The sequence below is a fragment of the Erwinia persicina NBRC 102418 genome (genome assembly GCF_001571305.1).
GTDB classification, from domain to species: domain Bacteria; phylum Pseudomonadota; class Gammaproteobacteria; order Enterobacterales; family Enterobacteriaceae; genus Erwinia; species Erwinia persicina.
The window spans coordinates 85,489-108,036 of the sequence record NZ_BCTN01000004.1 but is presented as its reverse complement, the minus strand read 5'-3'; the positions used below and the strand labels follow the sequence as shown (position 1 = coordinate 108,036).

27 protein-coding genes are annotated in these 22,548 nt (G+C 55.4%); 11 read left to right on the top strand and 16 right to left on the bottom strand.

All coding sequences use genetic code 11. From position 1 onward, the window contains the following. Positions 1 to 22 precede the first annotated feature (22 nt). Together EPE01S_RS06375 and EPE01S_RS06370 are read right to left on the bottom strand one after the other, a co-directional pair. Positions 23 to 385: an NUDIX hydrolase gene (locus EPE01S_RS06375; protein WP_062743770.1), complete on the bottom strand. Its 363-nt coding sequence runs from the start codon at positions 383 to 385 to the stop codon at positions 23 to 25. After that, a complete protein-coding gene (locus EPE01S_RS06370) occupies positions 382 to 978 on the bottom strand; it encodes an NUDIX hydrolase (RefSeq protein ID WP_062743769.1) in 597 nt (198 codons plus the stop codon). The genes EPE01S_RS06375 and EPE01S_RS06370 overlap by 4 nt, the downstream gene beginning before the upstream one ends. A gap of 83 nt (positions 979 to 1,061) precedes the next feature. Here EPE01S_RS06370 and EPE01S_RS06365 point away from each other — a divergent pair, with 83 nt between their 5' ends. Further along, a complete protein-coding gene (locus EPE01S_RS06365) occupies positions 1,062 to 1,811 on the top strand; it encodes a DeoR/GlpR family DNA-binding transcription regulator (protein ID WP_062743768.1) in 750 nt (249 codons plus the stop codon). Between the two features lie 5 nt (positions 1,812 to 1,816). Here the strand turns inward: EPE01S_RS06365 and mdtG are convergent, their stop codons facing one another. Both mdtG and EPE01S_RS06355 read right to left on the bottom strand, forming a co-directional pair. Next, positions 1,817 to 3,052, bottom strand: coding sequence for a multidrug efflux MFS transporter MdtG (mdtG, locus tag EPE01S_RS06360; RefSeq protein ID WP_062743767.1), 1,236 nt, complete (start codon positions 3,050 to 3,052; stop codon positions 1,817 to 1,819). A gap of 136 nt (positions 3,053 to 3,188) precedes the next feature. Beyond that, complete coding sequence (locus EPE01S_RS06355; protein ID WP_062743766.1) at positions 3,189 to 4,109, bottom strand: Kdo(2)-lipid IV(A) acyltransferase; 921 nt, start codon at positions 4,107 to 4,109, stop codon at positions 3,189 to 3,191. Between the two features lie 206 nt (positions 4,110 to 4,315). Here EPE01S_RS06355 and trhO point away from each other — a divergent pair, with 206 nt between their 5' ends. After that, a complete protein-coding gene (gene trhO, locus EPE01S_RS06350) occupies positions 4,316 to 5,368 on the top strand; it encodes an oxygen-dependent tRNA uridine(34) hydroxylase TrhO (protein WP_062743765.1) in 1,053 nt (350 codons plus the stop codon). A gap of 45 nt (positions 5,369 to 5,413) precedes the next feature. Here the strand turns inward: trhO and EPE01S_RS06345 are convergent, their stop codons facing one another. Both EPE01S_RS06345 and EPE01S_RS06340 read right to left on the bottom strand, forming a co-directional pair. Next, a complete protein-coding gene (locus EPE01S_RS06345) occupies positions 5,414 to 5,989 on the bottom strand; it encodes a YceI family protein (RefSeq protein WP_062743892.1) in 576 nt (191 codons plus the stop codon). Positions 5,990 to 6,009: 20 nt separating this feature from the next. After that, complete coding sequence (locus tag EPE01S_RS06340) at positions 6,010 to 6,564, bottom strand: cytochrome b (RefSeq protein ID WP_062743764.1); 555 nt, start codon at positions 6,562 to 6,564, stop codon at positions 6,010 to 6,012. 598 nt (positions 6,565 to 7,162) lie between these two features. Between EPE01S_RS06340 and proP the strand changes: the two genes are divergently transcribed. Then, entirely contained in the window at positions 7,163 to 8,641 is a 1,479-nt protein-coding gene (gene proP / locus EPE01S_RS06335) for a glycine betaine/L-proline transporter ProP (protein WP_062743763.1), read from the top strand. Between the two features lie 60 nt (positions 8,642 to 8,701). Here proP and solA read toward each other — a convergent pair whose 3' ends face one another. The 7 genes from solA to grxB all read right to left on the bottom strand — a co-directional run bounded on the left by solA (position 8,702) and on the right by grxB (position 13,819). Further along, the gene (gene solA / locus EPE01S_RS06330) at positions 8,702 to 9,817 is read right to left on the bottom strand and encodes an N-methyl-L-tryptophan oxidase (protein WP_062743762.1); all 1,116 of its coding nucleotides are present in this window, start codon (positions 9,815 to 9,817) and stop codon (positions 8,702 to 8,704) included. A 107-nt stretch (positions 9,818 to 9,924) separates the two neighbouring features. Continuing rightward, positions 9,925 to 10,179 carry a biofilm formation regulator BssS gene (bssS, locus tag EPE01S_RS06325; protein ID WP_062743761.1) on the bottom strand — a complete coding sequence of 85 codons (255 nt, stop codon included), beginning with the start codon at positions 10,177 to 10,179 and terminating at the stop codon, positions 9,925 to 9,927. 231 nt (positions 10,180 to 10,410) lie between these two features. Beyond that, positions 10,411 to 10,698 carry a hypothetical protein gene (locus tag EPE01S_RS06320; protein WP_062743760.1) on the bottom strand — a complete coding sequence of 96 codons (288 nt, stop codon included), beginning with the start codon at positions 10,696 to 10,698 and terminating at the stop codon, positions 10,411 to 10,413. A 197-nt stretch (positions 10,699 to 10,895) separates the two neighbouring features. After that, the gene (gene dinI, locus EPE01S_RS06315) at positions 10,896 to 11,138 is read right to left on the bottom strand and encodes a DNA damage-inducible protein I (RefSeq protein WP_062743759.1); all 243 of its coding nucleotides are present in this window, start codon (positions 11,136 to 11,138) and stop codon (positions 10,896 to 10,898) included. A gap of 128 nt (positions 11,139 to 11,266) precedes the next feature. Continuing rightward, complete coding sequence (gene pyrC, locus EPE01S_RS06310; protein ID WP_062743758.1) at positions 11,267 to 12,319, bottom strand: dihydroorotase; 1,053 nt, start codon at positions 12,317 to 12,319, stop codon at positions 11,267 to 11,269. Between the two features lie 136 nt (positions 12,320 to 12,455). Then, on the bottom strand, positions 12,456 to 13,019 hold the full coding sequence (locus EPE01S_RS06305) for a lipoprotein (protein ID WP_062743757.1): 564 nt from the start codon (positions 13,017 to 13,019) through the stop codon (positions 12,456 to 12,458). Between the two features lie 152 nt (positions 13,020 to 13,171). Next, entirely contained in the window at positions 13,172 to 13,819 is a 648-nt protein-coding gene (grxB, locus tag EPE01S_RS06300) for a glutaredoxin 2 (protein ID WP_062743756.1), read from the bottom strand. Positions 13,820 to 14,081: 262 nt separating this feature from the next. Between grxB and rimJ the strand changes: the two genes are divergently transcribed. From rimJ to murJ, 4 genes are all read left to right on the top strand, one after another. Beyond that, complete coding sequence (gene rimJ, locus EPE01S_RS06295) at positions 14,082 to 14,675, top strand: ribosomal protein S5-alanine N-acetyltransferase (protein WP_062743755.1); 594 nt, start codon at positions 14,082 to 14,084, stop codon at positions 14,673 to 14,675. Between the two features lie 8 nt (positions 14,676 to 14,683). Then, positions 14,684 to 15,334 (top strand): DUF480 domain-containing protein, encoded by a 651-nt coding sequence (locus EPE01S_RS06290; RefSeq protein ID WP_174522411.1) that lies wholly within the window; start codon positions 14,684 to 14,686, stop codon positions 15,332 to 15,334. Next, positions 15,331 to 16,254 carry a Gfo/Idh/MocA family protein gene (locus tag EPE01S_RS06285; protein ID WP_062743753.1) on the top strand — a complete coding sequence of 308 codons (924 nt, stop codon included), beginning with the start codon at positions 15,331 to 15,333 and terminating at the stop codon, positions 16,252 to 16,254. The genes EPE01S_RS06290 and EPE01S_RS06285 overlap by 4 nt, the downstream gene beginning before the upstream one ends. 264 nt (positions 16,255 to 16,518) lie before the next feature. Then, complete coding sequence (gene murJ, locus EPE01S_RS06280; RefSeq protein ID WP_062743752.1) at positions 16,519 to 18,057, top strand: murein biosynthesis integral membrane protein MurJ; 1,539 nt, start codon at positions 16,519 to 16,521, stop codon at positions 18,055 to 18,057. Between the two features lie 61 nt (positions 18,058 to 18,118). Here the strand turns inward: murJ and flgN are convergent, their stop codons facing one another. The 3 genes from flgN to flgA all read right to left on the bottom strand — a co-directional run bounded on the left by flgN (position 18,119) and on the right by flgA (position 19,629). Beyond that, the gene (gene flgN / locus EPE01S_RS06275; RefSeq protein WP_062743751.1) at positions 18,119 to 18,550 is read right to left on the bottom strand and encodes a flagellar export chaperone FlgN; all 432 of its coding nucleotides are present in this window, start codon (positions 18,548 to 18,550) and stop codon (positions 18,119 to 18,121) included. A 3-nt stretch (positions 18,551 to 18,553) separates the two neighbouring features. Further along, positions 18,554 to 18,856, bottom strand: a complete 303-nt coding sequence (gene flgM, locus EPE01S_RS06270; RefSeq protein WP_062743750.1) for a flagellar biosynthesis anti-sigma factor FlgM — start codon at positions 18,854 to 18,856, stop codon at positions 18,554 to 18,556. Between the two features lie 104 nt (positions 18,857 to 18,960). Beyond that, on the bottom strand, positions 18,961 to 19,629 hold the full coding sequence (gene flgA, locus EPE01S_RS06265) for a flagellar basal body P-ring formation chaperone FlgA (protein WP_062743749.1): 669 nt from the start codon (positions 19,627 to 19,629) through the stop codon (positions 18,961 to 18,963). A 156-nt stretch (positions 19,630 to 19,785) separates the two neighbouring features. Between flgA and flgB the strand changes: the two genes are divergently transcribed. From flgB to flgE, 4 genes are read left to right on the top strand one after another with little or no spacing between them, the layout of a single operon-like run. Continuing rightward, positions 19,786 to 20,199: a flagellar basal body rod protein FlgB gene (gene flgB / locus EPE01S_RS06260; RefSeq protein ID WP_062743748.1), complete on the top strand. Its 414-nt coding sequence runs from the start codon at positions 19,786 to 19,788 to the stop codon at positions 20,197 to 20,199. Positions 20,200 to 20,202: 3 nt separating this feature from the next. Continuing rightward, positions 20,203 to 20,607 (top strand): flagellar basal body rod protein FlgC, encoded by a 405-nt coding sequence (gene flgC, locus EPE01S_RS06255; RefSeq protein WP_062743747.1) that lies wholly within the window; start codon positions 20,203 to 20,205, stop codon positions 20,605 to 20,607. Positions 20,608 to 20,618: 11 nt separating this feature from the next. Then, positions 20,619 to 21,290, top strand: coding sequence for a flagellar hook assembly protein FlgD (gene flgD, locus EPE01S_RS06250; protein ID WP_062743746.1), 672 nt, complete (start codon positions 20,619 to 20,621; stop codon positions 21,288 to 21,290). A 30-nt stretch (positions 21,291 to 21,320) separates the two neighbouring features. After that, entirely contained in the window at positions 21,321 to 22,529 is a 1,209-nt protein-coding gene (flgE, locus tag EPE01S_RS06245; RefSeq protein ID WP_062743745.1) for a flagellar hook protein FlgE, read from the top strand. Positions 22,530 to 22,548: the final 19 nt, after the last annotated feature.

Here is a 22,548-nt window from a genome sequence, read left to right as displayed (position 1 = left end):
GGCCATCCGGCCCCGCTTCAGGTCAGCACTGAGGCACCTCATCCAGATGCTGATAAATCGTCAGCCCCAGTTCACGGCCAATGCGCACATCGTTATCTGCTCCGCGCGACTCGCCCGGTAAACGCAGAATGGCGTCACAGTGGCCGATTAAACGGTGTGCGACCGGATATAAATACGCTTCACTGATCGCATCGCCAATTTTCTGCGACCCGGCAATCCGCGCCAGTGGAAACGCCAGCCACTCGCCAATCAGTGGAATATGCCCTTTCTGGTAAAGGGCTAACGCTGTCTGTTCCATGCGTTCAAGGTTGGCATGGATCAAGTCTTCCCGATCACCGGTGCCGCTGCGAACCGGACCTGCCACTAAAATTTGCAATGATTTCATGGTATCTCCTGAAAAACACGACTGAGAGCAAGATGCTGGATCAGCATGATAGTTTTGGCATCCATAATTTCGCCGTCACGTATTGCCTGCAGCGCGCGTTCGAATGGCCACTCCAGTACCTCAATATCCTCGCCTTCCTCTGCCACGCCACCGCCGGTGCCCTGACGATCGTCGTCGGAATATTCAGCAATAAAGAAAAAGAGTTTTTCTGTCACTGAACCGGGGCTCATATAGGATTCGAAGACTTTTTCAATCTGCGTGATGCGAAAGCCGGTTTCTTCTTCGGCCTCGGCAATAATGCGTGCCTCCGGTGAGGCGTTATCCAGTAGTCCCGCCGTGGCCTCAATCAGGAAACCGCTGTGGCCATTCACGAAAACGGGGAAGCGGAACTGGCGGGTCAGTACCACGGTTTTGCGGGCTTTATGGTACAACAGCACCACGGCACCGTTACCGCGATCGTAAGCTTCCCGGTTCTGTTCCTGCCAGCTGCCGTCGCGGCGCAGCAGTTCAAAGGTGTATTTTTTCAGGGTGAACCAGTTATCCGACAGCAGCTGCTCTCGGATGTTGCGTACGCGTTCCTGCATGTTTTGCATGTTTGTGCCCTTAATGAAGTGACAGACAACACGCTAGCATGCATAATCGTGCAATATCAAGATCAATCGTGAAGGGGGTAAGGGTGCTTTCCAGCCAGCGCAAACAGCAGATTCTGGCCATGCTCGACCGTGAGAAGCAGGTGCTTTCGCGGGAACTGAGCCTGCATTTTGCCGTATCAGAAGACTCTATCCGTCGGGATTTAAGGGAGTTAGCCGCCGAGGGGTTACTGCAACGGGTTCATGGCGGTGCGCTGCCGGTTTCGGCCGCCATCGCACCGTTTGAAACACGCAAAAGCGTGCAGATGGACTCTAAACGGCGCGTCGCGGAGAAAGCCGTCGGGCTGATCCAGCCGGGTCAGGTGGTGATGATTGACGGCGGCACCACCACAGCAGAGATGATCCGGCGGCTGCCTACCGATTTTGCTTTTACGGTCGTGACGCACAGTCCGGGCGTGGCGGTGGGGCTGGTGGACTATCCGCTGATCGAGGTGATTATTATCGGCGGTCAGCTGTATAAGCATTCTGTGGTGACCACCGGAGCGGCGATGATCGAGGGGATCCGCCGTATCAATGCCGATCTGTTCTTTATGGGGGTGACCGGGGTACACCGAAGCGCCGGGCTGACCACCGGCAACTATGAGGAAGCGTGCGTCAAACGGGCGCTGGCAGAACGGGCAGCAGAGACGGTGGTGCTGGTGTCGCAGGAAAAGCTTAACTCCGCCTCGGCGTTCGCCATTGGCGACCTGTCGCTGGCCAGCACGCTGGTGGTCGATGAGTGGCCCGATGAAGAGATGTGCCAGCGGCTGCATCAGTTGCAGATCGGTCTGGTCTGACCGGGCTATTCCTCGCGTACCACCATGCGTTCACTGCGCCGGCGCAGCGTAATCCAGGTGTACAGCACGTTAAACAGGACGATGCAGGCTGTGACGATAAACACCGCTCGGAAGCCAAAATGTGCTGACACGGCGGCCCCCATCAGCGGGCCGGTCACGTTACCGATATCGCGGAACGACTGGTTATAGCTGAAAACGCGGCCGGCAACCTGATTGCTGGCGTTATACAGCAGCAGGGACTGCACTGCCGGCAGCAGCGCACCGTCGGCCGCCCCGAGCAGGAAGCGCAGCATGCCCAGTTGCCAGGTGTTCTGCACAAAGGCCATCGGGATCAGCAACAGCACGGAGAGCATCAGCATAGTGATCAGAATGCGCTCCGGCCCGATCCGGTCGCCCAGTCTGCCGAGGCGCGGCGCACTCATCAGAGCTGCCACTCCCGGTACTGAGGCGATCATCCCGCTGATAAATGCCAGATTAGCGACGTTGCCCGCCAGCTCGCGGACGTAAAGCGTCAGGATCGGTGCAATAGATCCGGTGGCGACCTGAATAATCAGCGTAGTGACAAACAGCGCCAGTACCAGACGGGGATTTTTCAGCGAGGTCAGCACCTCGCGGGCGTGCAGCATGTCTTTTTTCTGCACCGGGATAAAACTCTCACGCACGCAAAACAGCGTCATCAGAAAACAGGTAAACAGCACTGCAGCGGTAATAAAGAATACCGGACGCAGGCCAAAGCTGTCGGCCAGCAGGCCGCCGATCAGCGGGCCAATCAGCGCGCCGCTAACGGCCCCGGTGGAGAGCCAGCCCAGCGCCCAGCCGGTCTTACCGCGCGGAACCTGTGTGGCGATCAGGGCATTGGCATTGGGGACAAATCCGCCGAGCAGACCGAGCAGGGCGCGTAACGCCAGAAACTGCCAGATCGAGGTCGCCATGCCCATCAGCATCATCACGATAGCCATGCCCAGTGCCGAGCGCAGCAGCATGATTTTTCGTCCCTTACGATCCGCCAGTCCCCCCCAGAAGGGTGAGGCAATAGCCGAAAAAAGGAACGTGATGCTGAACACCAGACCCGACCAGAGATTCAGGGCCTGCGGGTCGGTGATGCCCAGTTGCTCAACGTAAAGCGGCAGAAAGGGCATAACCAGACTGAAGCCTGCGCCGGTCAGAAAACACCCTATCCAGGTGACGAACAGATTTCGTTGCCAGTGGATGGCGATAGCGGGGACATCGGGGGTAGACATAAAGTAAACAGTAACCTTATCAGCAATCAGCTAAACCAGTATACGCTGATATCAGGCGACTGAACGGCGGGCGATCAAAAAAATGAAAAACCGTTTCAATTAATGAAACAGGCCGATGGTCCGGCCTGGCAGGGCGTTAATAGAGAGAGGGCTGCCCCTCAGGGCGGGTTTTAAAGCGGCGGTGCAGCCACATATACTGATCGGGTGCCATTAAGATGCCGTGTTCAATTATTTTATTCATATGTGCTGCCGTGGCGATTTCACTGTCCAGTGGAATGCCGGTCTGCTCAGGGAGGATCACCATCTCATACCCTTTACCCGATGGCAGGCGGCGCGGCACGAAAGGGATAACCGCCGGGTTACCGCTGCGGATCAGAAGGTAACTGCCTTTGGTGGTCGCCGCCTGTTCAACGGCAAACAGCGGCACGAAGACGCTGCTTTTTGGGCCGTAGTCGTGGTCCGGGGCGTACCAGATAATATCGCCCTTTTTCAGGGCGCGGATCATACCTTTCAGATCTTTGCGGTCGAGCATACTTTTATTGGAACGCATACGTCCCCAGGTCTGCAGCCAGTCGAGCAGGGCATTATCATTGGGACGGTATACGCCAATGCCGGGATTATGAATACCGAAGATGCGTGCACCCAGCTCCAGGGTGAGAAAATGGATACCAATCAACAGCACTCCTTTCCCGTCTGCCGCCGCCTGGCTGATATGCTCCAGCCCGCTGACACTGAACCATTTTTTAATCCGCCAGTCAGGCCAGAACCAGGCCATGCCGGTTTCAATCAGCCCCATACCCAGCGATTCGAAGTTGCGCCTGACCAGCGCCTCACGCTCGGCGGCAGGCATCTGAGGGAAACAGAGCGCCAGGTTACGCCGGGCAATGGTGACGCGGCTGCGCAGGAAACGCATGGATAATCTTCCGAGGCCGCAGCCGATATAATAAAGCACCGGGTAGGGCAGCAGCACCAGCAGGTAAAGCAGGATAATACCGAGCCAGGTAAACCAATAACGGGGATGCAACAATGCACGATTGAACTGAGGCAGCTGGGTCATGAGTTTCCAGATCGTAAAAAAAGGGGGCTATTATGAAGAAGTTTAAAGTTTATTTATGGCCTATTGTGCCATTTTTCTTAGTGTAGTCGAAGTTTTCGGCGGCAGACGTGGGAAGAAAACTTTTTTCGGCTAAGGACAAGGTGTGGCGGCTCGGGTATGATAGCGCCGAAAATTTTTTCCTCTCCTTGAATACAGGAACGTACACCATGCCAGTGTTACATAACCTTGTCTCCAATGAAGAGCTGAAGGCGCGCATGATGGCCGAAACCGAGCCGCGAACTACAGTCTCTTTTTATAAGTACTTCACTATTGACGATCCCCGCGCGTTTCGCGACGCCCTGTATATTGCCCTGACCCGGCTGAAAGTCTTCGGTCGCGTTTATGTGGCGGCAGAGGGCATTAACGCCCAGGTCAGTGTCCCGGCCAGCCAGTACGAGACCATGAAAGCTGCGCTGTATGCCTTCCATCCTGCGCTGGATAACCTGCGTATGAACATTGCGCTGGACGACGACGGTAAATCCTTCTGGGTACTGCGTCTGAAAGTGCGCGACCGCATTGTCGCTGACGGCATTACGGATGACAGCTTCGATGCCAGCGATGTCGGGGCCTATCTGAAGGCGGCGGAAGTGAACGCCATGCTGGATGATCCGCAGGCGGTCTTTGTGGATATGCGTAACCACTATGAGTACGAAGTGGGGCATTTTGATAATGCGCTGGAGATCCCGGCGGACACGTTCCGCGATCAGCTGCCCATGGCCGTCGATATGCTGCAGCAGGATAAAGATAAAAAAATCGTCATGTACTGTACCGGGGGGATCCGCTGTGAAAAAGCCAGCGCCTGGATGCGGCATAACGGTTACGAGAACGTGTACCATATTGAAGGTGGCATCATTGAGTACGCCCGTCGCGCCCGTGAACAGGGATTACCGGTGCGGTTTAAAGGCAAAAACTTTGTCTTTGATGAGCGGATGGGGGAGCGTATTTCTGAGGATGTTATCGCCAACTGCCATCAGTGCGGCGAGCCCTGCGATACTCACGTTAACTGCCTGAACGACGGCTGTCACCTGCTGTTTATTCAGTGCCCGAGCTGCGCCAGCAAATTTAACCACTGCTGTAGCCCGATCTGCATGGAAGAGCTGGCGTTACCGCCCGAAGAGCAGCGCGCCCGACGTGCGGGGCGTGAGAATGGCAATAAGATTTTTAACAAATCCCGTGGGCTGTTGAGCACCACCATGCACATCCCTTCGCCGGAAGAGTAACGGTGCAGGCGTCATCATCGTGGACGATGATGACGCCACATTCATTTACTGACGCACACCTTCAACAGAAATCATCAGTTCGACTTCCTGTGAGGCCGGGCCTAAATCAGACTTAATATTAAAGTCTTTCAGTGCGAGGTTACCTGTGGCTTCAAAGCCTGCACGGTAGCCACCCCACGGATCTTTCCCTTCGCCGGTCAGCTTAGCCGCCAGCTTCACCGGTTTGGTCACGCCATTCAGCGTCAGATTACCGTTAACGGTCAGTCCGTCACCCTGCTTTTCCACGCCGGTAGAGACGAAGGTCGCCTGCGGGAATTTGCTGGCATTCAGGAAGTCCGCGCTGCGCAGGTGTTTGTCACGCTCGGCATGGTTGGTATCCACGCTGCCGGTTTTGATGGTGACATTCACTTTATCTTTAGCCGGATCGGCTTCGTCAAAGGTGAATGCGCCATCGAAATCTTTAAAGGTACCGTACAGCCAGCTGTAGCCCAGATGCTTGATACGGAACTGGACAAACGCGTGCTGCCCTTCTTTATCAATTTTATAGTCAGCGGCAGAGGCGGTGCCGGCGGTCATTAACAGTGCGGCAGTAGTCAAACCCAGAATACTTTTCTTCAGCATGGTGTTCTCCATTTCTGTGATTAATCGATGCGGTGACCCAGCATCCTTTTTAACGTGATATCGCGATCGATAAAGTGGTGTTTCAGTGCAGCCAGCCCATGGATCACGGAAAGGATCACCACGCTCCAGGCCAGCCAGAGATGAATATCGCCGGCCAGATCTGCCTGCTCACCCAGCCCGGCAAATACCGCCGGAACCGGCAGTACGCCAAAGACATCGATCGGCTTACCTTCCGCCGTCGAGATCAGATAGCCGCTGATTAAAATCGCAAACAGGATGCCGTAAAGCAGAAGGTGGGCAGCGACGGCGCTGTAGCGTACCAGTGGCGTATAGCTGGCGAGTGGCTTCGGCGGAGGGGAGACAAATCGCCACACCACGCGCACCAGCATGACGGCAAACAGCACCATCCCAATGCTTTTATGCAGCTCCGGGGCTTTGTGGTACCAGGTGTCGTAATAGCCCTGCGTGACCATCCACAGACCAAGCGCAAACATGCCATAAACGGTTGCCGCCACCAGCCAGTGCATAAGGATGCTCACTGAGCCATAACGAGAGGCGCTATTTTTCAACTGCATAGGAAAATCCGCTTGTGAGAATTTTCAGTAAGACTGACCGGGTACCTGAGCAAAATCAACAAATAATTTTACTGATTATAGAATTCATTCATCGCATGAAATATTTTGAATGATATAAGCAGTTATCGACAGTTAATCAGAAGGCTAAGTCGGATTTGTGACAGCATGAGACGGGCATATCAATGATTATTTCGTTGGAGGGATAAATATCATGTTCTGATTTTTTGCTGTTATTCTCGTCGAACGTCAGTTTATTGTCACGTTATGTCAATATCACGCTGACGATAATTGTTATATAAATTTATGCATTGCGGGGCCGGGTGGCCGATGAGGGCAGTGTGCCGTCTGGCATTAAATCATAATGACAACGTGTAAAGCGGGGGTTGTGCGACAAAGCAGCGAATGCTGCGCTTAACTTGAAGTTTTTTGGAATATTGTCTACTGTAAAGGAGTGTAAGTCACAGACGTTATAAGATTTACCGTTCATGACCATTCTGACTTTGCTGCGTTATAGCTTTCTTCCCCTTTGTTTTTCCCTTCTCTGTCAGGCGACGAAAGCTATGAGGCTGCTCACTTACTGCAACACCGGGAGCGCTCAATGGGTACAACATCAGAGGGGCAACAGCCTCATAAAAAGCATTTCTGGAATAAAGATAAATCCGCCAGGCCGGAACTCAGCGTTGACGATATCACTATCGTGGATAAATCCATGCTCAAGCGGGCCGTCGGCGCGGCCGCCCTCGGCAACGCCATGGAGTGGTTTGACTTTGGGGTTTACAGTTTTCTTGCGGTAACCATCGGTAAGGTGTTTTTCCCCGGCGGCAGTCCGGCAGCACAGCTGCTGGCCACCTTCGGTGCCTTTGCTGCTGCGTTCCTCGTGCGTCCGCTGGGTGGGCTGGTATTTGGCCCGCTGGGCGACCGTATCGGCCGCCAGAAGGTGCTGGCACTGACGATGATCATGATGTCGATCGGCACGTTCTGCATCGGGTTGATACCCGCCTATTCCACTATCGGTATCATGGCGCCCGTGCTGCTGCTGCTGGCGCGCCTGCTGCAGGGGTTTTCCACCGGCGGTGAGTACGGCGGGGCGGCTACCTTTATCGCCGAATACTCTACCGATAAGCGCCGTGGCTTTATGGGCAGCTGGCTGGAGTTCGGTACGCTCGGCGGTTATCTGCTGGGGGCCGGCCTGGTGACCGGGCTCACCGCTGCGATGCCGGAGTCCACGCTGCTCGACTGGGGCTGGCGTATTCCTTTCTTTATCGCCGCGCCATTAGGGCTGTTTGGGCTGTATATCCGTCTGAAGCTGGAAGAAACGCCGGCCTTCCAGAAGCATATGGAAAAGCAGGAGGAGCTGGAACACAATAAGCCGCGCCTGACCCTGTGGCAGATGCTGAAAAAGTACCGTGCTGCGATGTTGAAGTGCATTGGCCTGGTGCTGCTGTTCAACGTCTCTAACTATATGATGACCTCCTATATGCCGAGCTACCTGACGGGTATTCTGGGGCTGAGCGAGCTGAGTTCACTGCTGCTGATTATGGTGGTGATGTTTGTGATGATGCCGCTGACGCTGTTCTGGGGCCACTGGAACGACCGGCTGGGTCGCCGTCCGGTGATCTGGGGCGGGGCCATCGCGCTGATCCTGCTGGCGGTACCGTGCATGTTGCTGATCGGTACCGGCAACCTGTGGCTGGTATTCCTCGGCCTGATTATCCTTGGCGCTATCCATACCTGTTTCAGCGGCTCCATGCCGGCGACGCTGCCCGCCCTGTTTTCCACCGATATCCGTTACAGCGCACTGGCGATTGGTTTTAACCTGTCAGTTTCACTGTTTGGCGGCACGACGCCGCTGATTACGACCTGGCTGGTGGCGAAAACGGGTAACCTGCTGATGCCCGCCTACTACCTGATGGGGGCCGGGGTGATTGGGGTAATAACCGTCTTTACCCTGCGTGAAACAGCACGTAAGCCCCTGCGCGGTTCAGCCCCGTCGGTAGGCAGCCGTGCTGAAGCACAGCGACTGGTTGATAAGCTGCGTCTGCGCGGTAGAAAGCCCCGTCCTGCTGACGGGAAATAATCGTCAGGCAGAAAAGCAAAAGGGCTCCCGGTGGGAGCCCTTTTTTAATCCTGTCTGCGGCTACTGAAAGCGTGACAGTGAGAAGGGGGTTAAATCAAACTCGCTGCTTTTCCCCTGAGCAAACTGCGCGGCAATCTCGCCCAGCACGCTGGCGAATTTGAATCCGTGACCGCTCAGCCCGGTGATCAGCATCCGGTCAGGTTCACCGGGGAAGGTATCAATAATGAAGTCTTCGTCCGGCGAATTGTCATAGGTACAGGCCTCACCGCGCAGGCAGACGCCAACGCCGGGCAGGAAAGTCCGCATAAAGTTAAACAGCTCACTGCCGTCTTCTGCCATGCTGCCAAAGGGTTTACGTCCTTCCGGCGAGTCAATCGGCTGTCCGCCTTCATGCCGGCCGATTTTGATGGCGTTATTATCAGCGGGGAATCCGTAATAATGGATCCCGTCCTGCATCTCAACGGTAAATGCCGGGAATTGATTATTCTCGCTGTAGCGTCCGTCAGCCTGATGCCAGGCAAAGACTTTACGCACCGGGGTGACCGGCAGCGCAGGATAGAGGCTTTTCACCCAGGTTCCGGCGCTGATCAGCAGCCGGCGCGCACGATAAACACCGTCCGGTGTGGTGACCGCCTGCAGTCCCTCTACCGTGTCAATCTGCGTCACGCCACAGTTGAACAGCTGCGCGCAACCCGCCTCTTTTGCCAGGCGGATCCAGCTTTTCACGGCAATCTCTGATTTCAGGTAACCCGATTGCGGTTCAAATACGCCAATATAGCCTTCAGGAACGCTTATCTGCGGCCAGCGCTGGTGGATTTCTGCTTCGTTAAGGATCTGCACGTTCAGCGCAAACTGCTCTGCACTCTGGATGACGTTTTGAATAAATTCTGAAGCATGCGGTGCCAGATTCAGTACCCCGCTTCGCTGCATCACGCGCTCGCCGCTTTGCTGCTCCAGCTGATCCCACAGCTGCTGGGCACGAAGCACCATCGGCACGTAGCGCGCCCCTTCGCCGTAAGCATGGCGGATCAGCCGGCTTTCACCGTGGTGACTGCCTTCGCGGTGCGGAGGATGGTGGCGATCGATCATCAGGACCTTAAGACCCGCCTGTGTCGCATACCATCCGGCGGCGGCGCCGACGGAACCACTGCCCACCACAATTAAATCGTAAACCATCGGATCAGCCTCAGTTAATCAAGCAATTGCGGAAGGATAACAAATTATGGCGGGCATGAAAAAGGCACCCTGTGGGGTGCCTCTGAGAAACATCGTTCAGTCACAGATTAGTGCTTTTTGTAATCACGATCCTGGTATTCAGTCGCTTCTATCTTGGCAATGCCAGCTTCAAGGATGGAGATAAATTGCCTTGCCACATCGGTAGTCAGCCAGTAGGTCTGCCCGACTTCTGCATCTTCCGCCTGTTGCTGGTCAGAAGAGAGCGAGTGTAAACGGATCATCATGGCATCATAGCTGTCTACGGTACTGATATCCCATCCGATGAGGGGATGTGTCTGGATGACCTCTTTGTTTCTGTCCATTATAACCCCCTTATTACTCGTGAATGATGGCAACGAAGTGATTTATCGAGGTTCAATGCGTTTTTTTTCTTAGAGCGTCCTAATTATAACAGGAGTTTTTTTGTTCGTTGACTTAAATCTCGCCCGGGTTAAAAAACAGCCGCTATTCGACCGGGCAATTATACATGGGCAGGGCGAAAAATAATCACCCTGCGGGGATGCGGCACGATTAATTAGGGTGTGATAATGCACTCATATTTCTGGTGAAGAGAGTACATCCGGAGAAGACGGCAACACCCCTGAACGTTTTTCCAGTTCCCCGGCCAGACGGATGAAATGTTTTTGCAACTGTTCATCCCGATTCTGGTTTTGCCCCTCCAGCTTTAAACTGTGAATTAACAGTTGATTAGCTTTATCATCAAGGCAAAAGGAGAGGGTGGAAAAGGCATTCTCTAATACTGTCAGACGGCGTTGCTGTTCGCCAATCATCGTCAGTAGCTCACCAAACGTCATCGCCTCTTCTGGATTATCGGCAGCCATAAGAAAAACCTCAGTAATTAATGTCAGGCTCAGAATAAGATATTCTACCCGTTGCGTCTATCGGTGTTCTTCGGCAAAAGAAGGCATAAAAAAGCCGGATAGCGTATCCGGCAAAAATGGCACAATCGTTATTTATCCATTCTGCTTCAGGCCGCAGAGGGAGTGGCCATACACGCAGCGGCAACAGCCTGGATTATTCAGGAGATAAACCAGTCATCAGCGCTTTCCCAGGTTTCCTGCAGAATATCACTAATCTGATCTTTCGCTTCTTTTCCGCCGCCCATCACCGTCAGGTTGTTGGCACCGGCATAGCGTACAGAAATGGTATTGCTGCCGTCAGGGAACTGTTTGTCGATTCTTTTGCTGAGTTCCTGCGTGAGTGCATCAATGGCACCCGCAGGCAAAGAGGTGGTTTTTGCTACAGTGACTTCAATACGCATGATAGCCTCCGGTTGAATTACTGTAAATATATACAGTAATTCAGTGCGGCGCAACCTTTTTGCTGCGGACATTGGGGGGAGCCGAAAACGCGGATCCCCCACCGTGACCGGCCTCGGGGTGGCAAAACTTACACCACAACCTGCCAGTTCAGCGTTTCCCCCGCCAGGAACGGCACCAGCGTATGGCCGTCATCACCGACCGGAACAGATTCCGCTACCGTCCAGGGTTGGCGTACCAGCGTCACGGTACCTTCATTCAGCGGCAACCCGTAGAAGCGCGGCCCGTTTTCAGCGCAGAACGCCTCAAAGTGGGCAAGGGCACCAATCTCTTCAAAGACGGTGGCATAAGCGGCCAGCATCGACGGAGCGTTAAACACACCGGCACAGCCGCAGCTGGTTTCTTTTCGGTCGCGGGTGTGGGGGGCGGTATCCGTGCCGAGGAAGAAGCGTTCATGCCCGCTGGCGACCGCATCGCGCAGCGCCTGCTGGTGGATGTTACGTTTCAGGATCGGCAGGCAGTAGAGGTGCGGGCGAATTCCACCGACCAGCATGTGATTACGGTTGAACATCAGATGCTGCGGTGTGATGGTCGCGCCAAGGAAACGATTGCCTTCCAGTACATAAGCGGCCGCTTCTTTGGTGGTGATATGCTCGCAGACCACTTTCAGCTCCGGGAACTGCAGGCGTAGCGGATGCAGAACCGTCTCAATAAAACGGGCTTCACGGTCAAAGATATCAATGTGTGCATCGGTCACTTCACCGTGGATCAGCAGCGGCATGCCGATTTTCTGCATGCGCTCCAGTACCGGGGCAATGGACGCAATGCTGGTGACACCGTGGGCGGAGTTGGTGGTGGCATGGGCGGGGTAAAGCTTCGCGGCGGTAAACACCCCTTCAGTGAAGCCGGTCTCAATTTCGTCCGGATCAAGACCGTCGGTCAGATAGCAGGTCATCAGAGGGGTAAAATGATGGCCGGCCGGGACGGCAGCCTGAATGCGTTCGCGGTACGCGCGGGCGGCGGCCACGCTACTGACCGGCGGCACCAGGTTGGGCATCACGATGGCGCGGCCACAGACCTCACTGGTAAAGGGCACAACCGCCTCCAGCATCTCTCCGTCACGCAGATGGATGTGCCAGTCGTCAGGGCGGCGAATAATCAATTGCTGAGGTTGTGTGGTCATGCGATGTGCTCCGGCAGAAAGGGAAAAGGCAGGTTTTGGCCGGGTACTAAGGATAGGGATAAAGCGCGGGGAATGCACCCGGTTTATGCGCGCTAGGTGAAAAAACGGTACGGGCCTGCCCGTACCGTTTTATCGGTCAGTCGGTGAAAGGGATCACCAGTTCGCCAGGCTTCACTTCCAGCCCTTTGGCAAAGCGTTTCGCCAGCGACTCCGCCTTGCTGCGGTCAGTGCTCAGGACATAGGCCGGTTTTTGATTAAAGTAGTTTTTCAGCGACTCATTAAGGTACGGGGTCAGCGTTTTCAGTACGCCTTCCATCTTCTCCGGCTGCACCGTGACATCCACCAGCTCCATGTCTTTCAGATAGATGGCCCCTTCCTGCTGGTTGAAGACCGGCTGCGCTTTCATTTTCAGCGTCATCTGCGCCTGCTGCGGCCCAAACAGGGAGCTGATATTCACGTCTGCTTTCCCGGTCAGCGTGATTTTATTCGGCTCTTCACGGCCTATCTGGCTGGCGAGATCCTTCAGCGTAATGTGCGCGTCGGCGAGACCGGCGACGCCAATATTTTTCTCATAATTATTATGCTTAACCAGCGCCTGGTTAATTTCCTGTTCGCTGATGCTGTACTGGGCGATTTGATTGCAGCCGCTGACCAAACCCGCTAACAGTAAAGCGCCAAGGCCAAAAAGTGTTTTTTTCATGTTGTTCCTCTGTTTTTAATCACCGGACGTTCCCGCCGGAGCAGGGGACTAGCATGCACCACTCACGCCGGTTCGTCACCAGGACAACGCCGAGAGAAACCGCAGGAAATGACAACGGAATGTGTCGGGCCGCCGTGCGGCGGCCCGAGCGGTCAGGAGGCAGAGGAGGAAAGCAGCGTAACCTGAGTCTGTTTCGCCATATTGTCACGGTAATCAGCCACGCGGCTTGGATACTCCACGCCCGCAACCAGCGTCAGTGAGCGCAGCAGCGGGAAGAGATGTATATCGTCCAGTGACAGTTCACCACTCACCGCATTCGGCTTAACAATCAGCTTGTCGAGCTTACGCAGGTCGTCATTGATGTTTTTGATCCAGCCTGCGGAGTGTTCACGCAGTTCGGCAAAATCACCGGCGACTGCCTGCTTCTTGTTTTTAAAGTAGGTACGCGCCTCCGGAGTGGAGAACTCGGCAAACGGCGCTTCGGCCACACGCGGGTACAGCAGCTTGTTGACGTAGCCGTGCACATGACGCAACCAGTCAGTGATAGCCGGATTGGTTTTCCCGGTCAGCAGCGGCTCACCATCCAGCCGATCAATGTACTGCACGATATCCATGCTTTCCGGCATACAGCTGCCGTCGTCTTTCATCAGGATCGGAGCCATTTTTTGACCGATCAGGCGGTTCGGCGTTGCCTCATCATCATTCATCATCACGATGAGCTCCACCGGCAGGTTTTTCAGGCCGAAGATCATGCGCGCTTTAACGCAGAATGGGCAGTGATCGTAGATATAGAGTTTCAATCGGTTCCCCTTAATCGCGACAGCGATGAAAATACCATCAATTGTCTGAATGTATTGAAGAAGTATGGAAGAGAACCCTGCATAGGGCAAATTCACTCGGGATTTTCATCGTTTTTTCGTCAATTTTGCGATTTTTTACCCGGCACTATTTTACCCGGCTTCGTGATGGCGGTTATAGTAAAGCAACAGGCATTCCGTGCAGTTTTCCGCCGGTGGCTCCCGTTGAAGAATGTTGTTTTGGCCAGAGATTTCAGGAGATAAGATGTTTGGCTACCGTACTGCCGTGCCGAAAGTGCACCTGACTACCGACCGTCTGGTGGTTCGTCTGGTCAATGAGCGTGATGCCTGGAGACTGGCCGATTACTATGCTGAAAACCGCGCCTTCCTTAAACCCTGGGAGCCGGTGCGTGACGAAAGTCATTGCTATCCCTCCGGCTGGCAGGCGCGGCTGGGGTTAATTACAGAAATGCAGAAACAGGGCAGTGCCTTTTACTTTGCCGTCATGGACCCGGATGAGAACGAAATCCGCGGTGTGGCGAACTTCAGCAACGTGCTGCGCGGTTCCTTTCACGCCTGCTATCTCGGCTATTCGCTGGGTGAGAAATGGCAGGGGCAGGGCATGATGTTCGAAGCGCTGCAAAGTGCCATCCGCTATATGCAGCGCCAGCAGCGAATGCACCGTATTATGGCCAATTATATGCCGCACAATCAGCGCAGCGGCGGGTTACTGGCCCGCCTCGGCTTTGAAAAAGAAGGCTATGCCAAAGATTACCTGATGATTGACGGCCGCTGGCAGGATCACGTCCTGACGGCGCTGACCTCCCACGAATGGACGCCTGAACGGCGTGGAGTGTAACCCTGATGATCAAAACGCCCTTAACCGCCACTGAAGCGCGGGTGATCGGCTGCCTGCTGGAAAAACAGGTCACCACGCCGGACCAGTATCCCATGTCGCTGAATGCCGTAGTCACCGCCTGTAATCAGAAGTCGAATCGCGAACCGGTCATGTCCCTGAGCGAAAGTGAAGTGCAGAATACCCTCGACCTGCTGGTCAAAAAGCATCAGCTGACGGCCCTCAACGGCTTCGGAAGCCGGGTGGTGAAATATGAGCAACGCTTCTGTAATTCTGAATTCGGTCAGCTGAAATTTTCTCCGGCGCAGGTCGCGGTGATTGCCACCCTGCTGCTGCGTGGGGCCCAGACGCCGGGTGAGCTGCGTACCCGCAGTACGCGGATGCATGACTTTGCCGATGTGGGGGAAGTGGAACAGGTGCTGGAGCATCTGGCGCAGCGCGAAGAGGGGCCGCTGGTGGTCAGACTGGCTCGTGAACCGGGTAAGCGCGAGAGCCGCTACAGGCATCTGTTCAGCGGTGACGTGGAGGCGCAGACGCTTCCGGTCAGTGCCGGCAGCGAAACAGAGGGGGGGCTGGAGGCGCGTGTCAGCGCCCTTGAGCATCAGGTGGCGTCCTTACAGCAGCAGATTGACCGGTTGCTGAACGTACAGGGGGCGGAATGAGCGGACTGAAAGTCGGTATCGTCGGGCTGGGCGGGATAGCACAGAAGGCCTGGCTGCCGGTGCTGACCTGCACCGACGGCTGGCAAATCGCGGGGGCTTTTTCACCGAATCAGGAAAAGGCGCGGCCAATCTGCGACAGCTATCGTATTCCGTTGCTGGCTACCCTCGACGATCTGGCTGCTGCCAGCGACGCGGTATTTGTTCACAGCTCCACCGCCAGCCACTATGCCATTGTGGATCGCCTGCTGCGTGCCGGTGTGGATGTCTGCGTGGACAAACCGCTTGCGGCCACCCTGAGCGAGGCCGAGCGTCTGGTGGAACTGGCTGACAGGCGTGGGCGTAAGCTGATGGTGGCGTTTAACCGCCGCTTTGCACCGCGCTACCTCCAACTGAAAGAGGCACTGGTGCAGCCCGCCGCGATCCGCATGGATAAGCACCGCAGCGACAGCGTCGGCCCACAGGATCTTTTTTTCACGCTGCTGGATGATTATCTGCACGTGGTCGACAGCGCACTGTGGCTGGCGGGTGGGGAGGGGCGGCTCCTGAGCGGTACGCTGCAGACGAATGACAGCGGGCAGATGCTGTATGCCGAACACCATTTTAACGCCGGTAACATCCAGGTGACCACCAGTATGCATCGCCGTGCAGGGAGCCAGACCGAGCGGGTAATGGCAATCGATGACGGTGCCGTCTATCAGGTTAGTGAGATGCGCGACTGGCAGCAGGAGAAAGCGGGGAAGATCAGCGTGGATCCGACCCCCGGCTGGCAGACCACGCTGGAACAGCGCGGTTTTGTCGGTGCCGCCCACCATTTTATCCGCTGTGTGGAAAATCAGACAATGCCGCAAACCAGTGGAGAACAGGCGTTAATTGCCCAACGCATGGTCGAGAAGCTGTGGCGTGACGCCGAACGGGAGTAGGCGGCTGGCGGGGCTGACCGCCTTATCCGGCCAGCCTGTCATACCCCCCGCAGGGCCAAAGCGTGATGGCAGGGGCTGACCTTCTTTTTGGGTCAGCCCTTTTTCATCACCACGCACACCGCGCAGACAGGATAAAACCCGTAACAATCCGCAGTGGTTATTTGCTTTTACTTCAGTAGACTATCCACACCTTAAACGGACCGGTTTTCACCGGATCTCTCTTGTTGCAAGCCGGTCTTCCCGGATACCTGAATCAGGATATACATGAACCTGTTGAAATCACTGGCAGCGGTCAGCTCTATGACCCTGTTTTCACGCGTGCTGGGTTTTGCGCGTGATGCCATCGTGGCGCGCGTCTTCGGCGCAGGCATGGCGACAGATGCCTTTTTTATTGCGTTTAAGCTGCCCAACCTGCTGCGGCGTATCTTCGCTGAGGGAGCCTTTTCCCAGGCCTTTGTGCCGATCCTTGCAGAGTACAAAAGTAAGCAGGGTGAAGAGGCAACAAAAGTCTTTGTCGCCTATGTGTCCGGGCTACTGACGCTGGTTCTGGCTGCGGTCACCGTACTGGGGATGTTTGCTGCTCCCTGGGTGATCCTGATCACTGCACCGGGCTTCGCGGACACCCCCGACAAGTTTGCCCTGACCTCCTCGCTGCTGCGCGTGACGTTCCCCTACATTTTGCTGATTTCGCTGGCATCGCTGGCGGGGGCGATCCTCAATACCTGGAATCGCTTCTCCGTGCCGGCCTTTGCCCCGACGCTGCTTAACGTCAGCATGATAGGTTTTGCCGTCTTTGCCGCACCGTATTTCCATCCCCCCATCATGGCGCTGGCCTGGGCGGTGGTCGCGGGCGGGGTGCTGCAGCTGGGCTATCAGCTCCCGCATCTGAAGAAAATCGGCATGCTGGTGCTGCCGCGTCTGAACCTGAAGGATGCCGGCGTATGGCGCGTGATGCGTCAGATGGGCCCGGCGATCCTCGGCGTGTCGGTCAGTCAGATCTCGCTGATCATTAACACGATCTTTGCTTCTTTCCTGGTGTCGGGTTCCGTCTCCTGGATGTACTACGCCGACCGCCTGATGGAGTTTCCGTCCGGGGTACTGGGCGTCGCTCTGGGCACCATTCTGCTGCCGTCGCTGGCAAAAAGCTTTGCCAGCGGGAATCAGGATGAGTATTCCCGGCTGATGGACTGGGGACTGCGGCTCTGCTTCCTGCTGGCGCTGCCCAGTGCCGTCGCGCTGGGGATCCTGGCTAAGCCGCTGACCGTGTCGCTGTTTCAGTACGGCAAATTCAGCGCGTTCGATGCGGCAATGACCCAGCGTGCGCTGGTCGCCTATTCGGTCGGGCTGATGGGGCTGATTGTGGTGAAAGTGCTGGCACCCGGCTTCTATTCGCGTCAGAACATTAAAACGCCGGTAAAAATTGCGCTGTTCACGCTGGCCGCCACCCAACTGATGAACCTTGCCTTTATTGGCCCGCTCAAACATGCGGGACTGTCGTTATCGATCGGCCTGGCCGCCTGTCTGAATGCTGCACTTCTTTACTGGCAGCTTCGCAAGCAGGATATTTTTCAGCCGCAGCCGGGCTGGTTCAGCTTTCTCGTCCGTCTGGTGATTGCCGTGGTAGTGATGGCAGCGGCGTTGGTGGGCATGATGATGCTGATGCCGGACTGGGCGACCGGCAATATGCTGTCACGCCTGCTGCGGCTGGCGGCAGTCTGCGCGGTGGGCGGGGGCGTCTATTTTATTGTGCTGGGGCTACTGGGTTTCCGTCCGGCACACTTCTCACGCCGTTCGGCAGTATGAACAGAAAAACCCCGCGGCGCGCAAGCGCAGCGGGGTAAAGTCTGACAATGGATGACGGAAATCAGGCTTTGCGGCTCACCGGAGCGCTGGCGACCGCATGACCGTCAGGGCCATAAAATTTTTGTGACTGATAAGGCTTCAGTACCTGCAACGCATGCTCGTTATGACTGATTTGATGATTGAGCAGCATACCGTTATGTAAATTGGTATCACGCAGTTTTACCGTCTGATCCTGAATAGATGACCAGCGACGCGCCAGTTCCGGATGCCGGCTGTAGGGCACATGAGTCCCGCTGGCTTTTTCCGCATCACGACGCATCTCTTCCAGGAAATTGAGGGTTGCCAGTAAAGAGCTCTTATCCTCAGTAATTCGCTGTAATAAGCTGCTATTGACCTGACCTGCTGAGAGCTGTTGTTGCTCTGCATTCATGACATCGGCCAGCGACGAAAGAACTTCAAGCATTTTATCAAGGGCGTTTTGCAGCTTATCCATGGGTTAATTACCTTGCAGTGAGTCTTTGGCTTCCTGAATCAGCGCGTCGGCAATTTTGCCGGTGTCCATCTTCAGTTCGCCGTTGCGAATCGCGTTCTTCAGCTCTTCAACACGCACTGTGTTGATGTCCTGAGCGCTGGCTTTGGTCAGCTGTGACTGTGCGCCGCTGAGCACAACCTGAGTACCGTTTGGGGTTGCCGTCGTTTTACCTTCTGCCGCACGGGCTTTAGGCTGGGCAACATCATTGGTGTCACGTTGCTGAACGGTACTTGCTGGTTTCAGTGGCTGGGTTCTGTCGATGCTCATATGCGCTCCTGTTAACTCAGACATTCGGGTCTGATGTTCAATATTCTAATAGTAAAATGGCCGTTATTAACACTATCGGCAGAACTGAGGCCTACTTTAGTGGTTTATAGCGTTATCAGAATATTCCCATTAGCGTCGACCTTACCCATCACAATCTGTCCTGAATTCATTCGTACTCTGACCGTCTGCAGGGCGGCGGCATTGTTCATCGCCTTACCCTCGCTGCTGATGTTAAAACCGTCACCGCTGGCGGTGATGGTGACCGTCTGACCGGCCTTCACCCGCCATGGCTGCCGCATCATCATCAGGGTCACGGGCTGTCCTGGCGTGATGTCACGCAGGGCGATGGCTCCGACTGCCTCCTCCGCTTTCATTACCGTACGGGCGGGGAGGGTATCCAGCCGGCCCTGTTCCAGGCGCATATCATCCGCGTTGATGGTGGCGCCCCGTAAGACCTGGCGGGTGGCGACCAGATAAGTACCGGTGACCTGAACCTGGACCTGGATATAACGGCGATTCTGTTCACAGTTGGCCGCGACGCTGATATTGCCCCACATACGGCTATTGCCGGGCAGGGAGAACTGCGGTTGTTCACAGGCGGGCCACATCCGCTGTGGCGTTTTCACCACTACGGTCATGTTATCGGCAGCCTGTCCGCTTTGCCCATAGCGGTTTTTGAAAAATTCATTGAGCTGTGCGTTAAGGTCAGCAGCACTGGCAGAGGCGCTTATCAGAACCAGTAAAACGGCCAGCAGTCTTGTCATTCCTCGCATCAGGGGCTTCCTCTTAATCAACCTGGCACTGATTCTACCCTTCCGTACATATTGTCAAGGCGCAAATTAGCGACGCTTTTTAGCGCTATTCAAACGATAGCCCTTTCCCCCCGGCGATTATGCTGTCAGCTCTAAATTCTCACTTGCGGAGGACGCATGCTCGACAAACTGGACGCAGCACTACGGTTTAATACCGAAGCCCTGAACCTGCGTGCACAGCGACAGGAAATCCTGGCATCCAATATCGCCAACGCTGACACGCCGGGCTATCAGGCACGCGATATCGATTTCGCCAGCCAGATGAACAAAGTGCTGGAACAGGGGCGGGCGCAGGGTTCCGGTCTGTCGCTGGCGGTGACGTCGGCACGCCATATTCCTGCAGAAAATCTTCAACCGCCTTCGATGGATCTGATGTACCGCATTCCTGACCAGCCTGCGCTGGACGGTAACACGGTAGATATGGACCGCGAACGCACAGAGTTTGCCGATAACAGTCTGAAATATCAGACGGATTTGATGGCTATCAGCAGTCAGATTAAGGGCATGATGTCTGTGCTACAGGGGCAATAACGCATGGCACTTTTGAATATTTTTAATATTGCCGGTTCGGCAATGGCTGCACAGTCACAGCGTCTTAACGTCAGCGCCAGTAACCTGGCCAACGCCGACAGCGTCACCGGGCCGGATGGTCAGCCTTATGTGGCGAAGCAGGTCGTGTTTCAAACCGACGCGGCACCGGGTTCGCCTACCGGTGGCGTCAAAGTGGCTCAGGTGATCGACGATCCGGCCCCGGCACGTCTGGTCTATGAACCCGGTAACCCGATGGCAGATGCCAAAGGCTACGTAAAAATGCCCAATGTGGATGTTGTGGGTGAAACGGTGAACACCATGTCGGCCTCGAGAAGTTATCAGGCCAATGTCGAGGTTTTAAACACCGTTAAACAAATGATGTTGAAAACCTTAACCATGGGTCAATAAGGAGCTTCCCGATGAGTATTGCTGTTGGTGTAAATGAGAAGCAGGCTACCACCACGCTGCAGTCTTCTTCGTCTTCTTCTGATACGTCAGCGGCGGACTTACAGAGTAACTTCCTGACGCTGCTGGTAACCCAGCTGCAGAACCAGGACCCGACGAACCCGATGGACAACAGCCAGCTGACCTCGCAGCTGGCGCAGATCAACACCCTGAGCGGGATTGAGAAGCTGAACACTACCCTCGGTTCGATCTCCGGTCAGATTACTTCCGGCCAGTCTTTACAGGCGTCAACGCTGATCGGTCACGGTGTGATGGTCAACGGGTCACAAATTCTGGTCGGTAAAACCACCACCACGCCATTTGGTGTGGAACTGGGGCAGGCCTCGACCTCGACGACCGCCACCATTAAAGATGCTGGCGGTGCCGTGATCCAGACCATTGACCTCGGCGCACAGACCGCTGGCGTACATACCTTCCAGTGGGATGGTAAAGCCGCGGATGGCACCGCCGCCGCCGACGGCAAATATACCGTTTCCATCAGCGCCAGCAATGCTACTGGCCAGCTGGTGGCACAGCCGCTGAACTATGCATTGGTGAGCGGCGTCAGTAGCGGCTCAAAAGGCGCAGTACTTGACCTTGGCACCATGGGTACGACCACCCTGGACAACATACGTCAGATTATTTAATCCACTAATTTATGCTTCAGGAGTGACAACATGGGCTTTTCACAGGCAGTCAGCGGCTTAAACGCGGCATCGAGCAACCTCGACGTTATTGGTAACAACATCTCCAACTCCGCGACAGCGGGTTTTAAATCCAGCACCGTCGCGTTTGCCGATATGTTTGCCGGATCAAAAGTCGGTCTGGGTACCAAGGTTGCGGCCGTGGTGCAGGACTTTAACGACGGTACCACCACCACCACCAGCCGTGGACTTGATGTGGCGATCAGCCAGCAGGGCTTCTTCCGCATGTCGGATGCCAGCGGTGCGGTGTACTACAGCCGTAACGGCCAGTTCACCCTCGACGCCGATCGTAATATCGTCAACATGCAGGGTCTGCAGCTGACCGGCTATCCGGCCACCGGCACACCGCCGACTATCCAGACCGGTGCTAACCCGGTAGGCCTGAGTGTACCCACCGGCGGCATGTCGGCTAAAGCCACCACAACGACCTCAATGACGGCTAACCTGAACTCTACGGACACCATTAAGCCTGTTGCTGATTTGAAAATTGCCGATCCTACGACATATAACGCCAAGTCAGCGATGACCACGTTTGACTCGCTGGGTAACTCACACATTATCAACCTGTACTTTAACAAGACGGCTGATAATAACTGGACCGTTACCCCAGTAGATGCGTCAACCGGAACCACGGGCACGGCGACCAATCTGGAGTTTGATACCAGCGGTAACCTGACTACCCCGGCAAGCGGTCTGGTCGGCTTCACCATGGGCTCCCTGAACGGTTCAGCAGGCCCGACCAATCTGACTGTGGATATCACCGGCAGCCTGCAGCAGAACAACGGCACCACCACCTTTGGTAACCCGGTTCAGAATGGCTATAAGCCTGGCGAACTGACCAGCTATCAGATCAATGATGATGGCACGCTGGTCGGGACCTATTCCAACGAACAGACTCAGGTGCTGGGTCAGATCGTGCTGGCTAACTTCGCTAACCCGGAAGGCCTGAAGTCTGAAGGTGACAACGTGTGGTCTGCTTCCGCCTCATCTGGTCAGGCGCTGACCGGCATCGCCGGTACCGGTAACCTCGGTACGCTGACCGCCGGTGCGCTGGAGTCTTCGAACGTCGACCTGAGCAAAGAGCTGGTCAACATGATCGTCGCGCAGCGTAACTATCAGTCAAACGCGCAGACCATCAAAACTCAGGACCAGATCCTTAACACGCTGGTCAACCTGCGTTAATTCGGTTAACAGGGGAGTC

What these genes read in the sequence shown, in the direction of transcription:
- EPE01S_RS06375 (WP_062743770.1), bottom strand. Translation starts at nt 385, where the DNA reads ATGAAATCATTGCAAATTTTAGTGGCAGGTCCGGTTCGCAGCGGCACC.
- EPE01S_RS06370 (WP_062743769.1), bottom strand. Translation starts at nt 978, where the DNA reads ATGCAAAACATGCAGGAACGCGTACGCAACATCCGAGAGCAGCTGCTG.
- mdtG (WP_062743767.1), bottom strand. Translation starts at nt 3,052, where the DNA reads ATGTCTACCCCCGATGTCCCCGCTATCGCCATCCACTGGCAACGAAAT.
- EPE01S_RS06355 (WP_062743766.1), bottom strand. Translation starts at nt 4,109, where the DNA reads ATGACCCAGCTGCCTCAGTTCAATCGTGCATTGTTGCATCCCCGTTAT.
- trhO (WP_062743765.1), top strand. Translation starts at nt 4,316, where the DNA reads ATGCCAGTGTTACATAACCTTGTCTCCAATGAAGAGCTGAAGGCGCGC.
- EPE01S_RS06345 (WP_062743892.1), bottom strand. Translation starts at nt 5,989, where the DNA reads ATGCTGAAGAAAAGTATTCTGGGTTTGACTACTGCCGCACTGTTAATG.
- EPE01S_RS06340 (WP_062743764.1), bottom strand. Translation starts at nt 6,564, where the DNA reads ATGCAGTTGAAAAATAGCGCCTCTCGTTATGGCTCAGTGAGCATCCTT.
- proP (WP_062743763.1), top strand. Translation starts at nt 7,163, where the DNA reads ATGGGTACAACATCAGAGGGGCAACAGCCTCATAAAAAGCATTTCTGG.
- solA (WP_062743762.1), bottom strand. Translation starts at nt 9,817, where the DNA reads ATGGTTTACGATTTAATTGTGGTGGGCAGTGGTTCCGTCGGCGCCGCC.
- bssS (WP_062743761.1), bottom strand. Translation starts at nt 10,179, where the DNA reads ATGGACAGAAACAAAGAGGTCATCCAGACACATCCCCTCATCGGATGG.
- EPE01S_RS06320 (WP_062743760.1), bottom strand. Translation starts at nt 10,698, where the DNA reads ATGGCTGCCGATAATCCAGAAGAGGCGATGACGTTTGGTGAGCTACTG.
- dinI (WP_062743759.1), bottom strand. Translation starts at nt 11,138, where the DNA reads ATGCGTATTGAAGTCACTGTAGCAAAAACCACCTCTTTGCCTGCGGGT.
- pyrC (WP_062743758.1), bottom strand. Translation starts at nt 12,319, where the DNA reads ATGACCACACAACCTCAGCAATTGATTATTCGCCGCCCTGACGACTGG.
- EPE01S_RS06305 (WP_062743757.1), bottom strand. Translation starts at nt 13,019, where the DNA reads ATGAAAAAAACACTTTTTGGCCTTGGCGCTTTACTGTTAGCGGGTTTG.
- rimJ (WP_062743755.1), top strand. Translation starts at nt 14,082, where the DNA reads ATGTTTGGCTACCGTACTGCCGTGCCGAAAGTGCACCTGACTACCGAC.
- EPE01S_RS06285 (WP_062743753.1), top strand. Translation starts at nt 15,331, where the DNA reads ATGAGCGGACTGAAAGTCGGTATCGTCGGGCTGGGCGGGATAGCACAG.
- murJ (WP_062743752.1), top strand. Translation starts at nt 16,519, where the DNA reads ATGAACCTGTTGAAATCACTGGCAGCGGTCAGCTCTATGACCCTGTTT.
- flgN (WP_062743751.1), bottom strand. Translation starts at nt 18,550, where the DNA reads ATGGATAAGCTGCAAAACGCCCTTGATAAAATGCTTGAAGTTCTTTCG.
- flgM (WP_062743750.1), bottom strand. Translation starts at nt 18,856, where the DNA reads ATGAGCATCGACAGAACCCAGCCACTGAAACCAGCAAGTACCGTTCAG.
- flgA (WP_062743749.1), bottom strand. Translation starts at nt 19,629, where the DNA reads ATGCGAGGAATGACAAGACTGCTGGCCGTTTTACTGGTTCTGATAAGC.
- flgB (WP_062743748.1), top strand. Translation starts at nt 19,786, where the DNA reads ATGCTCGACAAACTGGACGCAGCACTACGGTTTAATACCGAAGCCCTG.
- flgC (WP_062743747.1), top strand. Translation starts at nt 20,203, where the DNA reads ATGGCACTTTTGAATATTTTTAATATTGCCGGTTCGGCAATGGCTGCA.
- flgD (WP_062743746.1), top strand. Translation starts at nt 20,619, where the DNA reads ATGAGTATTGCTGTTGGTGTAAATGAGAAGCAGGCTACCACCACGCTG.
- flgE (WP_062743745.1), top strand. Translation starts at nt 21,321, where the DNA reads ATGGGCTTTTCACAGGCAGTCAGCGGCTTAAACGCGGCATCGAGCAAC.